Source organism: Rhodanobacter sp. Col0626 (genome assembly GCF_049994385.1).
GTDB lineage: Bacteria > Pseudomonadota > Gammaproteobacteria > Xanthomonadales > Rhodanobacteraceae > Rhodanobacter.
In genome coordinates, this window is sequence record NZ_CP188260.1 from 1,385,741 (window position 1) to 1,406,810 (window position 21,070).

24 protein-coding genes are annotated in these 21,070 nt (G+C 65.4%); 14 read left to right on the plus strand and 10 right to left on the minus strand.

The genetic code is table 11. From position 1 onward, the window contains the following. Positions 1-11: 11 nt before the first annotated feature. On the minus strand, positions 12-1,880 hold the full coding sequence (locus ACPPVV_RS05615; RefSeq protein WP_426702481.1) for a 3'-5' exonuclease: 1,869 nt from the start codon (positions 1,878-1,880) through the stop codon (positions 12-14). Between the two features lie 99 nt (positions 1,881-1,979). Further along, entirely contained in the window at positions 1,980-2,918 is a 939-nt protein-coding gene (locus ACPPVV_RS05620; RefSeq protein ID WP_426702482.1) for an oxygenase MpaB family protein, read from the minus strand. Here ACPPVV_RS05620 and ACPPVV_RS05625 point away from each other — a divergent pair. Together ACPPVV_RS05625 and ACPPVV_RS05630 are read left to right on the plus strand one after the other, a co-directional pair. Beyond that, positions 2,917-3,069, plus strand: a complete 153-nt coding sequence (locus ACPPVV_RS05625; protein WP_426702483.1) for a hypothetical protein — start codon at positions 2,917-2,919, stop codon at positions 3,067-3,069. The genes ACPPVV_RS05620 and ACPPVV_RS05625 overlap by 2 nt on opposite strands. An 89-nt stretch (positions 3,070-3,158) precedes the next feature. Beyond that, entirely contained in the window at positions 3,159-4,253 is a 1,095-nt protein-coding gene (locus ACPPVV_RS05630; RefSeq protein WP_426702484.1) for a 3-deoxy-7-phosphoheptulonate synthase, read from the plus strand. 18 nt (positions 4,254-4,271) lie between these two features. Here the strand turns inward: ACPPVV_RS05630 and ACPPVV_RS05635 are convergent, their stop codons facing one another. Next, complete coding sequence (locus ACPPVV_RS05635) at positions 4,272-4,697, minus strand: OsmC family protein (RefSeq protein ID WP_426702485.1); 426 nt, start codon at positions 4,695-4,697, stop codon at positions 4,272-4,274. 134 nt (positions 4,698-4,831) lie between these two features. Here ACPPVV_RS05635 and ACPPVV_RS05640 point away from each other — a divergent pair, with 134 nt between their 5' ends. The 8 genes from ACPPVV_RS05640 (at position 4,832) to ACPPVV_RS05675 (ending at position 9,572) form a co-directional block, all read left to right on the plus strand. Continuing rightward, entirely contained in the window at positions 4,832-5,107 is a 276-nt protein-coding gene (locus ACPPVV_RS05640; protein ID WP_426702486.1) for a GNAT family N-acetyltransferase, read from the plus strand. Positions 5,108-5,166: 59 nt separating this feature from the next. Beyond that, complete coding sequence (locus ACPPVV_RS05645; RefSeq protein ID WP_426702487.1) at positions 5,167-5,856, plus strand: DUF1345 domain-containing protein; 690 nt, start codon at positions 5,167-5,169, stop codon at positions 5,854-5,856. A 99-nt stretch (positions 5,857-5,955) separates the two neighbouring features. Beyond that, positions 5,956-6,243: a pentapeptide MXKDX repeat protein gene (locus ACPPVV_RS05650; RefSeq protein WP_426702488.1), complete on the plus strand. Its 288-nt coding sequence runs from the start codon at positions 5,956-5,958 to the stop codon at positions 6,241-6,243. 107 nt (positions 6,244-6,350) lie between these two features. After that, the gene (locus tag ACPPVV_RS05655; RefSeq protein ID WP_426702489.1) at positions 6,351-7,433 is read left to right on the plus strand and encodes an NAD(P)H-dependent flavin oxidoreductase; all 1,083 of its coding nucleotides are present in this window, start codon (positions 6,351-6,353) and stop codon (positions 7,431-7,433) included. 86 nt (positions 7,434-7,519) lie between these two features. After that, positions 7,520-7,906, plus strand: coding sequence for a ribosome silencing factor (rsfS, locus tag ACPPVV_RS05660; protein ID WP_426702490.1), 387 nt, complete (start codon positions 7,520-7,522; stop codon positions 7,904-7,906). A gap of 111 nt (positions 7,907-8,017) precedes the next feature. Continuing rightward, positions 8,018-8,488 carry a 23S rRNA (pseudouridine(1915)-N(3))-methyltransferase RlmH gene (gene rlmH, locus ACPPVV_RS05665; RefSeq protein ID WP_426702491.1) on the plus strand — a complete coding sequence of 157 codons (471 nt, stop codon included), beginning with the start codon at positions 8,018-8,020 and terminating at the stop codon, positions 8,486-8,488. Between the two features lie 32 nt (positions 8,489-8,520). Continuing rightward, entirely contained in the window at positions 8,521-8,970 is a 450-nt protein-coding gene (locus ACPPVV_RS05670) for a GNAT family N-acetyltransferase (RefSeq protein ID WP_426702492.1), read from the plus strand. After that, complete coding sequence (locus ACPPVV_RS05675) at positions 8,967-9,572, plus strand: Maf family protein (RefSeq protein WP_426702493.1); 606 nt, start codon at positions 8,967-8,969, stop codon at positions 9,570-9,572. Before ACPPVV_RS05670 ends, ACPPVV_RS05675 begins: the two co-directional genes overlap by 4 nt. Before the next feature lie 6 nt (positions 9,573-9,578). Here the strand turns inward: ACPPVV_RS05675 and ACPPVV_RS05680 are convergent, their stop codons facing one another. Continuing rightward, positions 9,579-10,400, minus strand: coding sequence for a CPBP family intramembrane glutamic endopeptidase (locus ACPPVV_RS05680; RefSeq protein ID WP_426702494.1), 822 nt, complete (start codon positions 10,398-10,400; stop codon positions 9,579-9,581). A gap of 179 nt (positions 10,401-10,579) precedes the next feature. Here ACPPVV_RS05680 and ACPPVV_RS05685 point away from each other — a divergent pair, with 179 nt between their 5' ends. Then, positions 10,580-11,356 (plus strand): class I SAM-dependent methyltransferase, encoded by a 777-nt coding sequence (locus ACPPVV_RS05685; RefSeq protein WP_426702495.1) that lies wholly within the window; start codon positions 10,580-10,582, stop codon positions 11,354-11,356. Between the two features lie 20 nt (positions 11,357-11,376). Here ACPPVV_RS05685 and ACPPVV_RS05690 read toward each other — a convergent pair whose 3' ends face one another. Further along, the gene (locus ACPPVV_RS05690; RefSeq protein ID WP_426702496.1) at positions 11,377-11,769 is read right to left on the minus strand and encodes an MAPEG family protein; all 393 of its coding nucleotides are present in this window, start codon (positions 11,767-11,769) and stop codon (positions 11,377-11,379) included. Positions 11,770-11,887: 118 nt separating this feature from the next. Between ACPPVV_RS05690 and ypfJ the strand changes: the two genes are divergently transcribed. Both ypfJ and ACPPVV_RS05700 read left to right on the plus strand, forming a co-directional pair. Next, positions 11,888-12,754 (plus strand): KPN_02809 family neutral zinc metallopeptidase, encoded by an 867-nt coding sequence (ypfJ, locus tag ACPPVV_RS05695; RefSeq protein WP_426702497.1) that lies wholly within the window; start codon positions 11,888-11,890, stop codon positions 12,752-12,754. A gap of 111 nt (positions 12,755-12,865) precedes the next feature. Further along, the gene (locus tag ACPPVV_RS05700; protein ID WP_426703178.1) at positions 12,866-13,252 is read left to right on the plus strand and encodes a YkgJ family cysteine cluster protein; all 387 of its coding nucleotides are present in this window, start codon (positions 12,866-12,868) and stop codon (positions 13,250-13,252) included. Between the two features lie 19 nt (positions 13,253-13,271). Here ACPPVV_RS05700 and ACPPVV_RS05705 read toward each other — a convergent pair whose 3' ends face one another. The 3 genes from ACPPVV_RS05705 to ACPPVV_RS05715 all read right to left on the minus strand — a co-directional run bounded on the left by ACPPVV_RS05705 (position 13,272) and on the right by ACPPVV_RS05715 (position 17,781). Further along, a complete protein-coding gene (locus ACPPVV_RS05705) occupies positions 13,272-14,054 on the minus strand; it encodes a dioxygenase (RefSeq protein ID WP_426702498.1) in 783 nt (260 codons plus the stop codon). A gap of 113 nt (positions 14,055-14,167) precedes the next feature. Beyond that, the gene (locus ACPPVV_RS05710; protein WP_426702499.1) at positions 14,168-15,784 is read right to left on the minus strand and encodes a sulfotransferase; all 1,617 of its coding nucleotides are present in this window, start codon (positions 15,782-15,784) and stop codon (positions 14,168-14,170) included. A gap of 80 nt (positions 15,785-15,864) precedes the next feature. Continuing rightward, the gene (locus ACPPVV_RS05715; RefSeq protein WP_426702500.1) at positions 15,865-17,781 is read right to left on the minus strand and encodes a DEAD/DEAH box helicase; all 1,917 of its coding nucleotides are present in this window, start codon (positions 17,779-17,781) and stop codon (positions 15,865-15,867) included. Positions 17,782-17,940: 159 nt separating this feature from the next. On the opposite strand from ACPPVV_RS05715, the gene fghA reads away from it, so the two are divergent. Next, a complete protein-coding gene (gene fghA / locus ACPPVV_RS05720) occupies positions 17,941-18,789 on the plus strand; it encodes an S-formylglutathione hydrolase (RefSeq protein ID WP_426702501.1) in 849 nt (282 codons plus the stop codon). 69 nt (positions 18,790-18,858) lie between these two features. Here the strand turns inward: fghA and ACPPVV_RS05725 are convergent, their stop codons facing one another. Further along, the gene (locus tag ACPPVV_RS05725; protein ID WP_426702502.1) at positions 18,859-20,187 is read right to left on the minus strand and encodes a DEAD/DEAH box helicase; all 1,329 of its coding nucleotides are present in this window, start codon (positions 20,185-20,187) and stop codon (positions 18,859-18,861) included. A gap of 169 nt (positions 20,188-20,356) precedes the next feature. Further along, a complete protein-coding gene (locus tag ACPPVV_RS05730; protein WP_426702503.1) occupies positions 20,357-21,010 on the minus strand; it encodes a class I SAM-dependent methyltransferase in 654 nt (217 codons plus the stop codon). Between the last annotated feature and the right edge of the window lie 60 nt (positions 21,011-21,070).

Below are 21,070 nucleotides of genomic sequence, written 5' to 3' on the forward strand. Positions count from 1 at the left end.
AGAGGGGGCGATCAGCGGCCGGCCAGCTGCGCCATGACGTCGTTGATCGAATCGCGGATGCGCTTGCTGAATACCGAGTCGTCGTGGTGGATCAACAGGAGGTGCTCGGTGGCGCGGGTCATCGCGACATACAGCAGGCGTGCTTCGTCGGCTTCGGTCTGCCCTTCTTTGGGCAGGCCGCCGATGCCAGGAATGATCACGAACGGAAATTCCAGCCCCTTGCTGGAGTGCATGGTTACCAGCTTGACGCTGTCCTCGACCACGAACAGCGAGTGCTTGCCGGCGTTGTCGGCGAGCCGGCTGGGAATGTCCAGGCGCTTGAGCACTTCCTGCAGTTTCTCGCCTTCCCACTGGTTGCGGTAGATCACCGCCATCTCGGCATAGGGACGGCCATGCGCGTGCTCATCGCGCAACCGGGCGACGAGCACGTCCATCTGCGCGCGCGCGGTGTCGGTGCGCACCAGCTCGGGCACGGCGCCGCGGCGGCCGGCGCTTTCCGGCGCGATCAGCGGCACGCCGTCGTCGTCGTCGCTGCGCGACTCGAGCAGGTCGTGGGCGAAGACGCGCGCGACCGACAGGATCTCCAGCGTGTTGCGGTAGTTGAGTTTGAGGATGGTGGTGCGGCCCTGCGCCTGTACACCGAGGCTCTTCCAGCTGATCTTGCGGCGATCGGCCTGGCCATAGATGTTTTGCGCGTCGTCGTACAACACCAGCAGCGAGTTGGTGACCGGGTCGATCATCTGCACGATCAGCTTGTACCAATCGGGCTCGAAGTCGTGTCCTTCGTCGATCAGCACGGCGCCGTACTGGAAGCGCGGGATCAGGCCGCTGTCGACGCCAGCGATCACCGCCGGCGGCAGCGCATCGACGAAGGCCTTGCCGCTGCCGGCCGGCAACGGCGCGTGGTAGGCCGTCAGCATCTTCCGACACCATTTGTGGAAGTTGTAGACCTGCACCTTTTCGCTCAGGCCGCGCTCGCCGATCAGCTGTTCCAGTCGCGCGGCCAGCGTCTTGTTGTAGCAAAGCACCAGAATCGGCCGGGTCATCTCGCGCGCCAGCTGCATCGCGCGGAAGCCCAGGATCATCGTCTTGCCGGACCCGGCCACGCCGTGGATGATCCGGTGCTCGCCGCCGATCGAGCGCGCCAGCTGTTCCTGCTGCGCATCCATTACCTTGATCAGGTCGGGGATCTCCAGCGGGCGCACCGCAGCATCGGTGGGGCCGAACAGGCCGAACTGGCCGCTACCGGCCTCCACCCGCAACTCGGGGAAAAGATGCCAGCGCACGCGGTCGATCTGCGGCAGGGTGAGTGCTACCGGAAACACCTGCGGGAACATCGCCCACAGCCTTTCCTGGAACGCCTCGGCATCGACTGTCTCGTACAACTCGTCGCGGCAGATCACCAGATGCCCGGGCAGCACTTCACCCAGCGCGCCCTCATCGAACTGTTTGCGGGTGATGTTGGCCAGTACCACACCCCAGGCCCACGGCATGATCAGCTTGCCGGCGTAACGCGAACCCCCTGGGTGACGCAGTGCCGAATCGCGTTCCAGCACCACGCCGATTTCCAGCGCGTAGGCACGTGCCTGCAGCAGCGGGTTGTTTTCCTTGACCAGGCCACGTTCGGTGACCAGGGTGAACTGGGTGCTGTCGGCATGGCGGATGGTGTCGGCCTTCCAGTCCTTCACCTCCAGCACCAGCAGGCCGCGGCGCGGGTGGAATACCACGAAGTCCGGATGGCGCTGTTTCACCCCGACCGGTACGTCGTACCACAGCAGGTAGTCGTCCTCGAGCTTCTGTTCCAGTCGTTCGGAAACGCGTTTCTCGCCGCCGGTCATGCGCGGCAGGCAGCTGTTGCGGGTTGGGATGAGTGTTGCCACAGGCGCCCCTGGCTGACATGTCCCAGCGACGTTAGCCGATAGGGCGGTGCTGTCAATGCCGGACGAAATGCAGGGTTTCCCTGATGCATCCCGACGCAGTCACGTCCAGTGCTGCAGTTGCTCCGGCGTCACGTCCACGCGTCGGCAGGCGCGGCTGGCGATGCCGTCGCGCAACGCAGCACGAAATACCGGCGCGATCGACCACAAGCCGCGTGCAGCCAGTCGTGCCAGTTGCCGCTGCCATGGCGTGTGTCCCAGCATGGCGATCGCCCAGTCCGGCAACAGTGCACGGCCGGCATGAAGGAACAGGTCGCGCGACAGGGCCGCCGCCGGCACCGACAGGCGCACCTTTGCCAGCAAGCCCAGCACCACGCGCGAGCGTTCGGTATACGCCAGCCCGGGCTGGATGCGCCGGAAGTAGTCGGCGACTTCGCGTTCGGATGCGGGCACCTCACGAGCCCCCAGCGCTTCGGCGATCCGCCGTACCTCGTCGTAGTAACGGTCGGCCGCACCGGCTGGCAGCGCAACGTGGCCATAGCGCCGGTAGCCCTGCAAAAAGCAGTATGCCTCGCTGACGTGGACCCAGGTCAGCAGGGCGGGATCGTCCGCCGCGTATGCACGACCATCTTCGCCCATGCCGGTGATATGACCGTGGATCTGCCGCACCTGCTCGATCAGCGCCTCGGCCTGCGCGCGCGGCGCGTAGGTGGTGCCGCCGACGAAGGCGGTGGTGCGACGCAGTCGACCGATCAGGTCGCCGCGAAAATTGGAGTGATCCCCTACCCCGGCCAGCGCCAGCGGATGCAAGGTCTGCAGGGTCAGCGCGGCGAGGCCGCCGGCGAGCATGCCGGGGAAGTCCGAGTGCACGCGCCACGTCGCGCTGTGCGGCCCGAACAGGCCTGGATCGCCGCGCGGATGGTCGTAGTCGAGGCTGCCGGTATCGGCGCTGCCGGTATCGGCGCGCGGGAAGGCGCTGAGCACCCAGCGGCGGATCGGCTCACGGGCGGGGCGGATGAGCAGGTCGAGGGGCAGGGACATGTCGACAGTCTATCGTCTGCACGGCAAGGATTTTGATTTGGACGTCCATTGTGTTATCAATGGCCCCATGCATTCCGCGACCACCCGCCTGTACTTCTGGTTTTATGGCTATCCGAAGCCAACGGCGGCGGCGAGGGCGCGATCGTTTTGAACTGATCGAAAGAACCACACCGAACCGCCAGCATCCCTGGCGGTTTTTTTATGGCCGCCACCGGGACCCCCACCAGGAGAGCCGCCACCATGCACCCCACCGACGACCTGCGCATCCGCGCCATCACCCGCCTCAGCACGCCAGCAGAGGTCATGCGCGACTGCGTCCTCACTGACGCGACCATGGCCACCGTGGATGTCTCGCGCCAGGCGTTGCACGGCATCCTCGCCGGCAGCGACGACCGGCTGGCGGTGGTGATCGGGCCTTGCTCGATCCACGACACCCACGCCGCACTGGAGTATGCCGCGCGGCTGGCGCCGTTGCGTCGCGAGCTCGGCGATGCGCTGGAGATCGTGATGCGGGTGTATTTCGAAAAGCCGCGCACCACGGTGGGCTGGAAAGGGTTGATCAACGATCCCGACCTGGACGGCAGTTTCCAGATCGACAAGGGACTGCGCATGGCGCGTGGCCTGCTGCGCGATATCAATGCGCTGGGTGTGCCGGCCGGTTGCGAATTCCTCGACATGATCACGCCGCAGTACATTGCCGATCTGGTGGCGTGGGGCGCGATCGGCGCGCGCACTACCGAAAGCCAGGTACATCGCGAACTCGCCTCCGGGTTGTCGTGCCCGATCGGCTTCAAGAACGGCACCGACGGCAACGTGAAGATCGCGGTGGACGCGGTGCAGGCGGCGGCGCAGCCGCATCATTTTATGGCGGTGACCAAGGACGGCCAGGCAGCCGTAGCGGCCACCCTCGGCAATGACGATTGCCACGTGATTCTGCGCGGTGGCAGGACGCCGAACTACGACGCTGCCAGCGTCGATGCGGCCTGCGCCGCGATCGACAAGGCCGGTTTGCGCGGGCAGGTGATGATCGATGTCAGCCATGCCAACAGCAGCAAGCGGCCGGAAAACCAGCCGCTGGTCATCGACGACATCGCCGCGCGCATTTCGACGGGTGAGCGACGCATCCTGGGCGTGATGGTGGAAAGCCACCTGCATGGCGGACGACAGGATCTGCTGCCGGGCCAGCCATTGCGCTACGGGCAGAGCATCACCGACGGCTGCATCGACTGGACCCGCTCGGTGCAGGTCCTGGAACAGCTGGCACAGGCGGTACGCCAGTGTCGCCTGCGTGATGCCGCCATGCCGGTCCACGACATGGCGGCAGCTGGCGCATGAACGTCTGCGCGGTAGGGCTCAGCTTTCCAGCCGGGCATCCAGGGTGATCGTGGCCTTGAGCACCTTGGAAACCGGACAGCCGAGTTTGGTTTCCTGCGCGATTTTCTCGAACGTGGCCGCATCGGCGCCCGGCACCCTGGCTTTGCAATCGAGATGTACGGCCGTGATCGAGAAGCCGTCGCCATCCTTGTCCAGCGTCACCACCGCCTTGGTGTCGATGCTGTCCGCCGTGAGTCCGGCATTGCCCAGCCCGAGTGACAGCGCCATCGTGTAGCAACCGGCGTGGGCAGCGCCGATCAATTCCTCGGGATTGGTGCCGGGGCCATCCTCGAAGCGAGACTTGAAACCGTACGGCGCCTCGCGCAATGCGCCGGTTTCAGTCGAGATCGTGCCCTGGCCATCCTTGATGCCACCGGACCAATGGGCGGAAGCGGACTTCTTCATGCGGTTCTCCTGCGGGTGGGGACAGGCGCCCAGTATGGCCGGGGATGCATGCAAAGCGCGCGAAACCTCCGGGCAGACCGCTTAACGCCGACTTGCCCGCAAGCGACCTATGCTGACGGCTTTTCTCGCCGAGCATGTCGATGACCATCTCCCACGATCACCACGCGCATCGCTTCGAGACCCGGGTCGATGGGGTGCCTTGCGTTCTCGATTACACACTGGACGATGCCGTGATGACGATTACCCATACCGGCGTGCCATCGGAGGTGGGTGGACGCGGCATTGCATCGACCTTGGTGCAGGCGGCGATGGATGAGGCTCGCGCGCAGGGCTGGAAGGTCGTGCCGGCTTGTTCATACGCCGTCGCGTGGATGCAGCGCCATCCGGAATACGCCGACCTGCGCGCCTGAAAGCCCCGCTATGATCACCGCGTTACCGGTGCCGGTGATGGCACCCCAGGGAGACGCGCATGAGCGATAACGGTGCAGAGCCGGGCCGACGGACCGAAGGGCGGGACTGGCTCGTGCTGCGCTACGTCAAGGCACGGCCGCGGATGCTCGCCTCGTTGGCGATCTTTCTTGTCGGTGGCGCAGCGCTGCTGGCGCTCAAGCTGAGGCCGGCCACTGCCGTGCTGATTGCGTTCGACGTGGCGGCGGTGGTGTTTCTCGGCGTGATGGCATTGCTGTTCAACAAAGCCACGCCTGGCCACATGCGCAGCCAGGCACAGGCGCTGGATACCGGACGCTGGGGCGTGTTGTGGAGCGCCGTGGTGTTGTCGGCCGTGGTGCTGGTGGCGCTGAGCGATGAATTGCAGGCAGCCAAGGGCGGCGGCCTGCTGGCGCTGGGGATCGGCGTGCTCAGCGTGATCCTGAGTTGGCTTTTCCTCAATGTCATGTTTGCGATCCACTACGCGCACGGCTACTACGGCAACCTCGGCGACAAGCACGCAGGCCTGGAATTTCCCGATACCCCCAAACCGGACTACTGGGATTTCGCCTACTTCTCGATCGTGATCGGCATGACCTTCCAGGTCTCCGACGTACAGATCACCAGCAATTACCTGCGCCGCGTGGTCTTGCTGCACAGCGTGATCGCCTTCTTCTTCAATGTATTCATCATTGCGATCACGGTAAACATCGTGGCCGGGCGGGGTGGCTAGCCGATCGGCGCTGCCGCGAGGTAACCCGGGCGTGGCCGTGAGCGAATAAGGGGTGGGGCGGTGCAACCGTCCCATCCTTCTTTCTTGGAGTAAGCACCGATGAACGCACGTCTCGCCTTTGCCCTCGCCGCCGCCATGACCTGTGGTCTCGCCAGCGGCGCCACGTTCGCCCAGGACGCCATGGCTGCCAGTTCCAGCACGGCGATGTCGCACGATGCCATGCAGAAAAGCTCGATGAAACAGGACGCCATGGGCAAGGATTCCATGAAGCACGACACGATGAAGCACGATTCGATGAAGCACGACGCGATGAAGAAGGACGCCATGAAGAAGGATGCGATGAAGAAAGACGCGATGAAGAAGGACGCGATGAGCTCGGGCGGCTGACCGACGGGGCCGACGGATGGGTTGCCGTCGCAACCGTCCGTCGGCCGCTTCAGTTGTCCGCCATGGCGGTGGATACTCGGGCCTGGTTTCACTGCAGGCCATAGGGCATGACTTCATCGTTCGCCAACCGAATCGGTATCGAACATCCACTGATCCAGGCACCCATGGCCGGCTCGACGACACCGGCGCTGGTGGCGGCCGTGTCTAACGCCGGCGGGCTGGGTTCGCTGGGTGCCGGCTATCTCGAGCCGGCGGCCATTCTTGAACAGGCGGAGGAAATCCGCAGGCTGAGCGATCGGCCGTATGCGATCGGCCTGTTCGTGCTGCCGGATGAATTCGATGCAGACATGAAGGCCGTGGCGCAGGCGCGCGAACAACTCGATGCGCTGATGGCGCGCGAAGGACTCGAGGTCCGCACCGGTTTACCCGCGCGCTGGGCGCCGCGGTTTTCCGATCAGTTCGCCGCGTTGTGCGAGGCGCGTCCCGCGGTCGCGAGTTTCGCGTTTGGCGTGATCAGTCCGGTGCAGATGCGTGAGCTTCATCAACGCGAAATCCACGTGGTCGGTACCGCCACCACGGCCGACGAAGCGCTGGCATGGGCTGATGCCGGCGCCGATTCGGTCTGCGTGCAGGGCGCCGAGGCCGGTGGGCATCGCGGCACCTTCCTACATGACGCCGAGGACGCGATGATCGGATTGTTCGCATTGGTGCCGCTTGCCGTGCGTGCGCTGGCACAACATGCGCCGAAGGTTCCGGTGATCGCCTCCGGCGGCATCATGGACGGCTGCGGCATGCTGGCGGCGGAAGTGCTGGGTGCGTCGGCCAGCCAGCTTGGCACGGCCTTCCTCGCCTGTCCGGAGTGCTCGGCAGCCGAACCGTGGAAACGGGATCTGCTGGACGCTTCAGAACACCAGATCACCACCATCCGCGGCTTCTCCGGGCGCGCCGCCCGCGGGCTGCGCAACCGCTTCGTGGAGGCGATGCCGGAGGCCGTTGCCGGCTTGCCCTATCCCGTGCTGAACGCACTCACCGCGCCGCTGCGCCGTGCGGCGGCCGCCGCCGGGCGGGGCGATCTGCTGTCTGAATGGTGCGGCCAGGCCGCCAGCCTGGCACGGCCACAACCCGCTGCCGAGCTGGTGGCGCGGCTGATGCACGAATACCGGCTGGCCAGGCGCATGCCGGTCACGTGAAGAGTGCCCGGCACCCCTTGACGGCAGGCCGGTTATACTGCGCCCGCGCCATTCCGCGCTGCTTCCCCGCACTGAGGCTCGTCCACTTGAGTACTGCCCGTACGAATAAGTCCGTCACCACGGCCACCCTGCGCAAGTCCGTCATCGATGCGCTGGAGGAGCTCAAAGCCAAGGACGTTCGCGAGATCGACGTTCGTGGCAAGACCTCCATCGCCGACCTGCTGGTCATCGCTTCCGGCACGTCCGCACGCCACGTCAAATCCATCGCCGATGAAGTCGGCAAATTCGCCAAGAAAGCGGGCGTCATGCCGCTGGGTGTGGAAGGCGAGACGGAAGGCGAGTGGGTGCTGGTCGACCTTGGCGACGTGATCGTCCACGTGATGTTGCCGCGTATCCGCGAATTCTACGGCTTGGAGCGGCTGTGGACGGTGGGTGACCATGGACATGAAGCCGACGAAGCCCAGGCTGGCTGAGCTTCCCGTCCCAACGATGTCGCCAGAGTGGCCCTTTGCCACCATCCTCTCTCGTGAGGAAGATGAGGCGAGCGCGGCGCCATGCGCGATTTGCTTCATTGAAGCGATGACATGCGCGCGCGCCTGATCGCCGTCGGTGAACGCATGCCCGGCTGGGTGGCGGAAGGTTTTGCCGAATATCGCAAGCGGCTGTCGCACGAACTGCCGCTGGAGTTGATCGAGCTGAAACCCGGCAACCGTGGCAAGGGCCGCGACGATGCCCGGGCAATCCAGGACGAAGGCACGGCGATACTCGCGGCATTGCCACACGATATTCATGTCGTCGCGCTGGACGGTCGCGGCAAGACCTGGTCCAGCGAGGAACTGGCCGGGCAACTGGCGCGCTGGCGCATGACCGGACGCGACCTCGCGTTCCTGATCGGCGGTCCGGATGGCCATGCGCCCGAGGTGCTGGCCCGCGCCGACCAACGCTGGTCGCTGGGTCCGCTGACCCTGCCGCATATGCTGGTGCGGCTGGTGCTGGCCGAACAGCTGTATCGCGCTACCACGATCATGGCCGGACATCCTTATCATCGCGCCTGAGCATCCGTCCCGTTCCAAGGAGTTCGATCACCATGTCCTTCCAGACCCGGCAAGCCACCCTCCTCGATCTCGACACCGTGGCACCGTTGTTCGACGGTTATCGGCAGTTCTATGGCCAGCCTGCCGATCTGGCTCGCGCGCGGGACTTTCTGGCGGAGCGTATCCATCACCATGAATCGTTGATCCTGCTGGCGCAGGACGAATCGGGCGCCGGGCTCGGTTTCACCCAGCTTTATCCTCTGTTTTCCTCGGTGCGCACGGTGCGTACCTGGTTGCTCAACGATCTTTTCGTGATAGCCGATGCACGCCGGCAGGGCGTGGCGGCCGCGTTGCTCGATGCAGCGGAGAATCATGCTCGGGCGCTCGGTGCGGCGAGCCTGTCACTGTCAACGGCGTTGGACAATGCCGCCGCGCAGGCCCTGTACGAATCGCGTGGCTGGGAGCGTGACCGGCAGTTTTGCGAATACAGCCTCGTCCTGTGAACGGCTCCATCTCGTCGCAGCGCCATCCCCAACTTCATCTCGCCTCGCAGTCGCCACGCCGTCGCCAGTTGCTGGAGCAGATCGGGGTGGATTTCGTCGTGCTCGATGTCGAGGTTATCGAACAACGGATGCCTGATGAGACGCCACAGGACTACGTGAGCCGCGTGGCGCGCGACAAGGCGCGCGCAGGGCTGGTCAGTCTGGATTGCGTGGAGGACGCTGCCGTGCTCGGTGCCGACACCGAAGTGGTGCTAGACGACGAGGTTTTCGGCAAACCGCGGGACGCGGCCGCAGCGGCCGCGATGCTGCGTCGACTGTCAGGACGGACCCACGCGGTCATCTCGGTGGCGTGGCTGGTCGACGCTGCGCGGGAAGCGTCCGCAATTTGCGTGTCCCAGGTACGTTTCGCGACGCTGGACGAGCCTACCATTGCGGCTTACGTCGCCACCGGCGAGCCATTCGGCAAGGCCGGCGCATATGCCATTCAGGGACGTGGCGCGAGCCTGGTCGAACACTTGCAGGGCAGCTATTCCGGCGTGATGGGCCTGCCGTTGTTCGAGACGTCCAGCCTGTTGCGCAGCTTCGGCATCGAAGCGGTGTGAGCACTCTCAACCTGGCAGGTTGATCGCCACGAACCATGCCACCACGGCCAGCAGGTTGTTGGTGCCATGGGCCAGTATGGACGGCCAGATCGAATCCGAACGCAAGCGCAACCAAGCCAGCGCCGTGGCCAGCAGGATCAGGTTTGGCAGTGCATACCACTGGTATTGCAGGCCCGGCAGATGGACCAGCGCGAATGTCAGCGAACTGATGGCGATGGCCCAACCGACACGCCAGCGCTGCAGCAGGGCCGACAGCAACACACCGCGGAACAGCAATTCCTCCACCACGGGTCCGACACTCACCACCAGCAGCACCAAGGGAATGCGCAAGGCCAGCGGCGTGCGGCTGCCAATTTGCTGGATGTCCTGGGTCACCGCATGCCCCTGCGCCAGCAACTGGGTCAGCAACCCACCCAGCACCGGGATGACCAGCCCGACAGCAACCGCCAGCACCAGCAACAGCGGGCGACGTGGTGGCGTGAAGCCGAAACCTGGCGGTCGTGCCAGCGACCAAAGTTGCGGCCATCGGCGATGCGCCAGCAGCAAGGTCAGCGGTGCCGCCACACCGAGCGAGAGCAGTACCAGCAGCGCCTGCATGGCGGGTTGCGCCAGTGTTGCCGCCATCGCGCCGTCGACGGCGTGCCAGCCGTTGCCGAACCTCGCGGCGACACCGAGCACCAGCACGAACAGGCCAGCCGCCACGGCCTGCAAGGCAAAGTACGTGGCGATCAATGCCGCAGCCATCCACATGCCGGGCATGCGTCCGCCGGCTAGCGGAATGATCGGCATCGCTGATGACGGAACGGTTTCGGTGCAGCTGATTTCCATGCGGGTGCAGGCCTTGCGACAATCTTCGGATGATCCATTGGAAAGCACGGCACGCTTTCCGTTCACAGGCCTACGCTAGCGGTTTGTAGGCACGGCGTGCAATCGCGTGCGCCGTGGCGGCTTGCAGCGTGGGGGCATCCCGGTAACATCGGTTGCACAGACGTGCGCGGGGAGTGTCGATGGCGATTGATTTTGGCAAGACTGCCGGCGATTACGCGCGCCATCGGGCGGGATTTCCGGACGTTTTCTTCGATCGGCTGCTTGCCGACGGCAGCGTGCACAAGGGCGATACCGTGTTGGACCTGGGGACCGGCACCGGCACGGTTGCCCGTGGTCTGGCACTCCGTGGTTGTCAGGTCACCGGGCTGGACCATTCCGCGCCGCTGCTGGCACAGGCCGCCGAGATGGATCGGGCGGCCGGCGTCGAGGTGAAGCAGGTGCGCGCACGCGTCGAGAACGCGGACTTTGCGCCAGCATCGTTCGACGTGGTCACCGCCGGCCAGTGCTGGCACTGGTTCGATCGGCCGCGCAGCGCGGCCCTCGCACGCAGGTGGTTGCGACCGGGCGGGCGGCTGCTGATCGCGCATTTCGACTGGCTGCCGCTGGCCGGAAACATGGCGCAGGCCACCGAACGGCTGATCCTCGCCTACAACCCCGCCTGGACGCTGCACAGTGGCAGCGGGCTGTATCCCGGCTGGCTCAAGGACGTGGCCGAAGCCGGTTTCACCGATCTGCGCACGTACTCCTTCGACCTGGACGTGCCGTACAGCCACGTCGACTGGCGTGGCCGCATCCGCGCCAGCGCAGGTGTGGGCGCGGCGCTGGATGAGGCGAAAGTAACGCGGTTCGACGCCGAACTGGCCAGCATGCTGGCAGACCGCCATGCCACCGAACCGATGTCGGTGCCGCACCGCGTATGGGTATTGCAGGCGGTCGCGCCTGGTTTGCTGGACTGATTACCCGCCGATCGGAATGTTCAGCCGACCAGCATGACGCGACCGACGCCAATGCAGGCCATCAACAGCAGGGCGAGCCAGCCAAGCATGCCGATGATGAATCCCGGCTCGCGCTTGGCGGGATCCCTGAGGTAGGCCAGCGCATACCACACCCGTCCGACGATCCAGACCAGCCCGGCCACACCGGCCCAGCCGCTGAAGCCGTAATTCGCCGCCAGCCACAGGGTGGGCAGGAACATCACCGTCTGCTCCAGCGTGTTCATCTGCACCCGGTAGGCGCGGTCGAACGCTGGATGGCCGGTGGTTGCCGGTGCCTTGATTCCGTGGCGATCACGGGCACGGCCTACCGCCCACATGGTGCCGAGCAGCAACAACACGGTCAGCAGGGTCACCAGGGCAGGCAGATGGGTCATGACGGAGCCTCTTGAAAGATCACCTACTGTAGCGGCAGTTCGTGGATGGCGCGCTCACGATCAAGTGGTTATCTTCGACGGGCGGCATTTGGACGCAGGCATCGGCAGCGAGGCATTTATGGATTGGCGCAAAGGCGGCAGCAGCAGCAACGTCGAGATCGATAGTGGCGGTGGCGGTGGCGGCGGGCCACGTTTTGGCGGTGGTCGCGGCATGGGGCTGGGTGGGTTGATCGTGCTGGCGATCCTGGGCTGGATCTTTTTCAAGAATCCGCTGGCCTTGCTGGACCAGGGTGGCGTCCAGTCGGGCGCGCCGGCATCGACAGGCGTCCCGGCACAAGTCGATCCCGAGCAGAAGGATTTCGTCAGCGCGATCCTGCATTCGACCGAGCAGACCTGGGGCGAGATCTTCCAGGCCAAGGGCATGACGTACGTCGATCCGAAGCTGCACCTGTTCAGCGGCGGCGTGAACACGGCCTGCGGTGGTGCCACCACGGCCGTAGGGCCGTTTTATTGCCCGGGTGACCAGAAGGTGTATCTGGACGTGGCGTTCTTCCAGCAATTGCAGGACGAATTGCACTCCTCCGGTGATTTCGCCCGAGCCTATGTGATCGCCCACGAAGTCGGGCATCACGTGCAGAAGCTGACTGGCGTGTTCGACAAGGTCGACACTGCGCGCCGGCAGGGTGCGCCGATGGAGGGCGCCGATGGTCTTTCCGTGCGCCAGGAATTGCAGGCGGACTGCTACGCCGGCGTATGGGCCAACCACAGCCAGAAGGATCTCAACTGGCTGCAGCCGGGCGACATCGAGTCGGCGCTCAACGCGGCCAGCCACATCGGTGACGATACCCTGCAGCAGCAGTCACAGGGCCGGGTGCGGCCCGATACCTTCACCCACGGCAGCTCGGCGCAGCGCGTGAAATGGTTCAAGACCGGCTTCAGCAGCGGCGACATGGATCAGTGCAACACGTTTGCCGGCGAACCCTGAGCCACGCCTTGGCGGATTATCGTGAATGGCCCGCTGCGCAACGGCGGGCCTTTCACGTTCTGGTCTAGAATCCGCAGGCTGCGCGCCTCGGGGTGCGCCTTGGTCGATCCCATGCAACATCCCTGTCTGCGCTGTGGTGCCTGCTGTGCGCACTTTCGCGTGGCGTTCCACTGGTCGGAGGCGGAAGCCTTTCTCGGCGGTTGCGTGCCGCCGGAACTCACTGAGAAACTCGATCCGCACCGGCTGGCGATGCGCGGTACCCATGCCGCGCAACCGCACTGTGTGGCGTTGCAGGGGACGGTGGGCAAAGCCGCGCATTGCGGCATCTACGCGCAACGGCCGTCGGTATGCCATGAAGTGCAACCGTCGTGGGAATCCGGTGCGATCAGCCTGCAATGCGACAAAGCGCGCCTTGCGCATGGACTGCCGCAGCTGACGCCCGAAGACTGGCTCGATCCCTTCGATACCGTTGAGCCGTGGTTGCCGCAGATGGCCTGATCGCGGCAACGATGGTCGATCAATCGAAGCGATAGATGTCCATCGCCAGCAAACCCATGTCGATGCCGGCGTCGATCCGTTGCGCACGGGCGTCAGCGCCTGCGGCACCGAGTGCGACGAACAGTGGCAGCAAGTGCTCGTCAGTGGGATGTGCACGTTCGGCGAACGGCGCCCGGCGCCGATAGTCGAGCAGTGCGTCGATGTTGCCGGCAGCGAGTTTCTGTTCGATCCAGTCGATGAACGGTTTCACGTACGGCGCCTGTCGCTCGTCGCTGAAGCCGGCGCCGAGGTCGTGCAGGTTGTGGGTCATGCTGCCCGAACCGATCACCAGCACGCCCGCATCGCGCAGCGGCGCCAGCGCCTGGCCCAGCGCGTACTGGTGGGCAGGGCCGAGCTCGGGCTGGATCGAGATCGGAACCACCGGAATATCGGCATCCGGATACAGCAGGCGCAGCGGTACCCAGGCGCCGTGATCGAGTCCACGCTCGGGATGGATGGTCGGCGCGAGACCAGCCTGGTCCAGCAATTGCGCCATGTGTTCGGCCAGTGCCGGATCACCGGGCGCGGGATAACGCATCTGATACAGCGGTGCGGGAAAGCCGCGGAAATCGTGGATGGTTTCCGGTTGCGCGGCACCGCCCACCTGCGGCTGACGCGACAGCCAGTGCGCGCTGGCCAGCACGATCGCTTTCGGTCGCGGCAACAACGTGGCCAGTTCGGCCAGTCGCTGACCGGTAAGGCCGGGTTGCAACGCGGTCATCGGCGAGCCGTGCGAAATGTACAAGCTGGGCAAGGTGGTCACGCTCGGTGCTCCATGGGATACGGGTCCCCTGGTGATGGGACTGCCTCGGCAGTTTGCAGCGGGCAACTCACGAACGCTGCGTTGCCCACGCGGAACGAGCCGGGCCGGCTTCCCTATCGGGCGAGGGTGGGCAAGCCCAGGCCGAAGCGCAGCGGATCAAGCAGCGCACCATAGTGCGCCGCACGTGCGGTATCGCGTTGCAGCGGCTGGCGCACCTGTGCCGCACTGGCCGTACGCACGTTGCGTTTGGCGTGCTGGTAGTCCAGGCACGCGGCATCGAACGGCAATCCGCAGAATGCCAGCAGCGCGCGGATCTCGCATTCCGGCTCAGCCAGCAATGCCTCGTAGCGCTGGATGCGGATGCGTTGCGGTTCGGCGATTTGCCACCGGTCCATCACATGTTCGTAGTCGCGAATGTAGGCGGCGATGTCGGTGAGTGTGCAGGCGAAGTGCGGCAGGCGGTAGAACTGCTGCTTGTAGCAGGACCAGCCAGCCTCCAGCGCATCGCGTCGGGCGTCGATGATGCGCGCGCCGGGCAACATCGCACCCAGCGCGCTAACGAGCAGCCAGTTCGACGGCAGTTTGTCGGTGTGTCGCTGTTTGTGCCGTCGCCAGTGCGCGGTGCGTTCGAGATAGCGCTGGCCCAGTCGTTGCCAGTCAACGGCCGTCGCTGCGCCGATCCATTGCAGCAGCGGTTGGCGACGACGCGAGGATTCCTCGCCCAGTACCTGTTCCAGATCCGGCAGCTCGCTGGCGCCTTCGACGTCGGGATGGGCGGCGAGAATCTGCTCGAACAGGGTGGAGCCCGAGCGCGGCAATCCGACGATGAAGATGACTTCGGCACCGAGCATCGGGTCCAGGGGTGCAGGCAATCGGGTCGTCGCAGCGAGCATGGCTTCGACGTGGACATGGAACGCGCCGGCGTTCCATGTCGCCATTTGGCGCAGTTGCGCGTTGGCCGCGTTCAATGCGGCAAAGGCCTGTTCGTAACAGCCGTGGTCCTCGCTCACCTTGCCCAGCGCGAAACCCATGGCGATGCGATCGGTCGGAGCCAGGTCGGAACGGCGCAGTGCCGCTGCCAGGTGCTCCTGGTCGGCTTTCGACAGGGGGCGCGTCTTGATGTTCGCCAATCCGCGCCAGGCATCGCCACAGGCCGGGTGCAGTGCAAGCGCTGCGCGGTAACCTAATTCGGCAGCGTCGAAACGGCCTGCATGGACCAGCGCATCGCCGAGCAGGATCGCCGCGGGCAGGAAATCCGGTGCCAGCGCATGCGCCCGCTCCAGGGCGTCGATCGCGGCGGCGGTATCGCCCTGCAATTGCAGGTTGCGCCCGAGATTGAACCAAGGCATCGGTGCATCCGGTGCCAGCGCACAGGCGCGTCGCCAGCTGGCGAACGCGGCGTCCAGGTCACCTGTTGCCTGCTGCACGTTGCCCAGGTCGGAATGGGCCAGCGCGTAGTCCGGCCATTGGGCGATGGACCGTTGCAGCACGGCCTGGGCATCGGCATGACGCTGCGCGCGCGTGTGCAGGATGCCGTAAACGCGCAACGCTTCGGGGTGTTCCGGCGCCAGTTCGAGCACGGCGTCCAGGGCCCGTTTCGCTGCGTCTTCGGCGCCGCCGCGAATGGCATGTGCCGCCGCCTGCAACTGTTGCACGGCAGCGGGGACGAGGCCGTCAAGTCGCGGCTCGACGCCGCCGGGTGGATGAAGTTCGGCACTTGAACGGGACATGCGGTGGCTTCAGGGCAAGTTTGTTGCCACCGATGGTACGTCGTCGCGTCGTCGCTTATCGAGCGGCGCGAGCGAGGCGCTTACTTGCGACGAGGCGGCTTGCCACCGCCGGGCCGCGGCTTGAACCCACCGGGTTTCTTGAAACCAGCCGGCTTGTGCGCCGGTGGCGTGCTGCTGCCGGTGTCGGTGCCGTCCCACTCGTGGATGCGCAACTGCTGCTGCACCACCCAGACCTTTTTCAGATGCTCGAACACTTCCGATGGCATGCCGTCGGGCAGGTCGATCAGGCTGTAGTGGTCGCGGATGCTGAGGCGGCCGATGTACTGGCTTTCCAGCCCGGCCTCGTTGGCGATCGCGCCGACGATGTTGCCCGGCTTCACGCCGTGCTCATGGCCGACTTCGATGCGATACGTGCGCTTGCCTTCCTCGGTGGCATGCGCGCGAACGGGGCGATGGCCGAAGTCGCGCGGTGGTGCGTTCTCGTGCGCGGCATGTTCGCGTGGCCGCTGTTCGTGCGACTTGGACTCGCGCGGCGAAGGGCTGGCTCCAGCGGTATCACGCGCATGCGGCGGACGCCGCTCGTTGCTGCTGCGTTCGCGCGGAGCGGCGCGTTCGACCCGCTCTCGCGAGGCCGGCTCGTATTTTTCACGCTTCGGCGGCGGTGCCAGCAGCAGCGGTTGATCGCCCTGGGCGATGCGCGCCAGCGCGGCGGCAATCTCGATCGCCGGCACGTTGTGTTCCTGCTCGTACTGCTCGATCAGCTTCTGGAATTCGCCCAGGCTGCCCTGCGCCAGCGTGTCGCTGATGCGCTGCTTGAACTTGCCGATACGCACGTCGTTGACCACGTCCACCGACGGCAACTGCATCTGCTCGATCGGCTGGCGGGTGGCACGCTCGATCGCGCCCAGCATGCCGCGCTCGCGCGGGCTGACGAACAGGATCGCCTCGCCGCTGCGGCCAGCCCGGCCGGTGCGACCGATGCGGTGCACGTAGCTTTCGGTGTCGTACGGGATGTCGTAATTGAACACGTGGCTGATGCGCTCCACGTCGAGGCCGCGCGCGGCGACGTCGGTGGCGACCAGGATGTCGAGCTTGCCGTCTTTCAGCTGCTGGATCACGCGTTCGCGCTGCGCCTGCGCGATGTCGCCGTTGATCGCGGCGGCGGCCAGGCCGCGCGCCTGCAGCTTGCCGGCGAGTTCCTCGGTGGCCTGTTTGGTGCGCGCGAAGATGATCATCGCGTCGAACGGTTCGGCTTCGAGGATGCGGGTCAACGCGTCGAGTTTGTGCATGCCGCTGACAAACCAGTAACGCTGACGGATGTTCGGCGCGGTGGTGGTCGAGGACTTGATCGTCACCTCGACCGGGTCCTTCAGGTGCCGTTGCGCGATCTTGCGAATCACCGACGGCATGGTCGCCGAGAACAGTGCCACCTGGCGTTCCGGCGGGGTCGCCTGAAGCACTTTCTCGACGTCGTCGATGAAGCCCATGCGCAGCATTTCGTCGGCTTCGTCGAGCACCAGGTATTTCAGTTCGGACAGGTCGAGCGTGCCCTTGTTCATGTGATCGATGACGCGACCGGGCGTACCGACCACCACGTGCACGCCGCGCTTGAGCGAATGCAGCTGCGGGCCGTAGCTCTGGCCACCATAGATCGGCAGCACCTGGAAGCTGGGGATGTGCGCGGCGTAGCGCTGGAACGCCTCGGCCACCTGGATCGCCAGTTCGCGCGTGGGCGCCAGCACCAGCGCCTGCGGCTTGCCGGCGCGCGGCGTGATGCGCGACAGGATCGGCAGCGCGAACGCGGCGGTCTTGCCGGTACCGGTTTGCGCCTGGCCAAGCACGTCGCGGCCTTCCAGCAGCGGCGGAATGGTGGCGGCCTGGATCGGCGATGGTGACTCATAGCCGACGTCGGCAAGGACACGCAGAACGTCGGGGTGCAGCGCGAGTGCGCCAAAACCGGACGGAACCGGGGCGTTGTCGGAAACGGGGGATGACATGGGAACCTCGAGGAACGGGAAGCGGCACCGGGAATGCGGGGCGCAAGTCGCGCATTCTACCAGTCCGCGCGCCCGCGCGTGGCAGTTCCGGCTGAACGCGATTCAGGCGTCGCCCGCGGTTATGCTTCGCGTTGCCTTGAAGAAAGGTTGAGGACGACGATGGGCAAGCTCGAAACAATCGCCGAACAGCGCCTGCATGGCGGTGTGCAAGGCTTTTACAGCCACCATTCGGAAACCTGCGCCGGACCGATGCGCTTTGCCGTGTATCAGCCACCACAGGCCACGCGGCAGCTATGTCCGGTGCTGTATTTCCTGGCCGGGCTCACCTGCACCGAGGAAACCGCCACGATCAAGGCCGGCGCGCAGCGGCTGGCCGCGGAGCTGGGCCTGGTACTGGTGATGCCCGACACCAGCCCGCGCGCAACCGGTATCGAGGGTGCGACCGGCGACTGGGAGTTTGGCGAAGGCGCGGGATTCTATGTCGATGCCACCGAAGCACCCTGGTCAGGGCGTTTTCGCATGCACAGCTACGTGGCGGACGAGCTGCCGGCGCTTGTCGGTGCGCAGTTTCCAGTCGATACGTCGCACAGCGGCATTTGCGGGCACTCGATGGGCGGCCACGGTGCGTTGACGATCGCTTTGAAACACCCGCAGCGCTATCGTTCGGTATCGGCGTTCGCACCCATCGTGGCGCCCAGCCAGGTGCCGTGGGGCCAAAAGGCACTGCCGCGCTACCTCGGCGACGATCCGGCTGCCTGGGCCGACTACGACGCTTGTGAACTGGTGAGAAAGCAGACTTTCGGCGGCACGATCCTGATCGACCAGGGCGAGGCCGACCCCTTCCTCGAGCTGCAACTGAAACCCGAGCTGTTCGACCAGGCCTGTGCCGAGGCGGGGCAGGGGCTGTTGCTGCGCCGGCATGTCGGCTACGACCACAGCTACTGGTTCATTGCCAGTTTCATCGACGATCACCTGCGTCATCACGCGGCGGCGTTGGGATTGCGCTGAATTTTCCGCTGCCCCAAACAAACGTGGCGGCCATCAGGCCGCCACGTCGGGTGTTGCCGAGCTGATCGCTCAGGCCTTGGCGGCCGGACGCTGATTCGAGCGACGGCGCTGGTTGCCGGCGGCGTGGTCGCCACGACCCTGCGGCGCATAGCCATTCGGTCGGGCCGAGCCGGCGGGCTTGCCCTGTCGCGGCGCACGCGACTGCTGACGCTGGCCGCCGCCACCCTGTTTCGGGCGCGGTGCGCCGGCATCCAGACGCAGCGGAGCGGACGGCTCGTAACCGGCGATCGGCGTGATCGCGATGTCCTGCTTCAGCAGCTTGCGGATGTCGAACAGCAGGCCGCTTTCATCGTGACTGACCAGCGAGATCGCCAGACCTTCCATGCCAGCGCGGCCAGTGCGGCCGATCCGGTGCACGTAGTCCTCGGCGACCGACGGCAGATCGAAGTTGATCACGATCGGCAACTGCTCGATGTCGATGCCGCGGGCGGCGATGTCGGTGGCCACCAGGACGGTGACGCGACCGCTCTTGAAATCGCTCAGGGCGCGCGTGCGGGCGTTCTGGCTCTTGTTGCCGTGGATTGCGGCACTGCGCAGGCCGGAGGCATTCAAGAACGTGACCAGCTTGTCGGCGCCATGCTTGGTGCGGCTGAATACCAGCGATTGGCGGCGACTGTCAGCCGCCAGCAGGTGCAGCAGCAGATCGCGCTTGCGCGCAGCGTCGACCGGGTGCACCTGGTGGCTGACCAGGGTGGTGACGGTGTTGGGTGCCGAGACCGAGATCTCGCGCGGGTTGTGCATGAAATCCATCGCCAGCGCCTTGATCGCTGGCGCGAAGGTGGCCGAGAACAGCAGGGTCTGACGCTTCTTCGGCAGCGCCTGCAGGATGCGCTTCAGCGCCGGCAGGAAGCCCATGTCCAGCATGCGGTCGGCTTCGTCCAGCACCAGCGTTTCCACGGCGGACAGATCCAGCGTGCGCTGCTGCATGTGGTCCATCAGCCGACCGGGGGTGGCGATGACGATGTCCACGCCACGGCGCAACGCATTGATTTGCGGGCCCATGCTGACGCCGCCGAAGATGGTGGTGGCGCTGACATGGATGTGCTTGCCATAGTCACGCAGGTTTTCATGCACCTGGGCGGCCAGTTCGCGGGTTGGAGTCAGCACCAGCGCGCGCGGGCGACGGGTCATGGTCTGACCGCTGGTCGAGAGTTTCTGCAGCAACGGCAGAGCGAACGCGGCCGTCTTGCCGGTGCCGGTCTGGGCGGCGGCGAGCAGGTCGTGGCCTTCCAGTGCGGACGGGATGGCGGCGGCCTGGATCGGGGTAGGCGTGGTGTAGCCGTAATCGGCAAGCGCACGCAGCAACGCGGGCGCAAGGCCCAGCGAATCAAAAGACATGTAACACTCCTGAGCAACCCGGAGTGTTGATACCGTGTTGCAGACTAAGGGGGAAGGGGCGGCGGTAGGCCGCAGCAGTCATGAGGCGACTGCGCCGCGAAGTATAGCCGATTCAGCGAGATGGTGTACGTGTGCGGGCCACGAACCTGAACGGCCCTGCGAAATGTGGCTAATGCGGCCGCGCCACGATCAGGTAGCTGTTGAACGGCGTGTGTCCATGCAGCGGCTCGATGCGCACATCGAGCCCGGCGTTCTCCAGCGGTGCGCGCAGCTCGTTGGCGCTTGGATAATGCTGAGGGGCGACGGAAATCCAGCCCGAAGCATGCAGGAAGAATTCCTCGATCCGGGTGGCATGGAACCGCCAGCTTTCCTCACGCAGCACGTTGCGGATGATCAGGCAGCCTCGCGGCGCCAGATGCCGGGCAGCGGATTGCAGCAGCGCCGACTGCCGCCTGGCGGGCAGGTAATGCAGCACGTCAAGCAACGCGACGTTGCCATAGACGGGTGGCAGTTCGGCGGCATCGGCATGTTGCAGATTCATCACGTCATCGAGCCCGGCGCGTTGCGCGGCCAGCCTTCCGGCGGTGATCTTGCGCGGGTCGTGATCCAGTCCGAGATATCGCCGGACGTGGCCTTGCGCGTTTAGATATTGTCCGAGCAGGCCGATGCCGCAGCCGATGTCGAGCAATGGCAGCGAACTCTCGCCGAGCAGCGCGGCGGTGGCGGCATATACCGGGTCGCCAGCCAGCTTGCCTCTGACATAGCCGCGCTGCAACAGGTTGTCATACAAATTTGCGATGCGTTTTCGGCTGCGACGGTCCATCCGGGTCCCGCGTTTCGGGCAGTCGTTGCAGACTAAATCATGTGCTGCATGCAAGTTGTG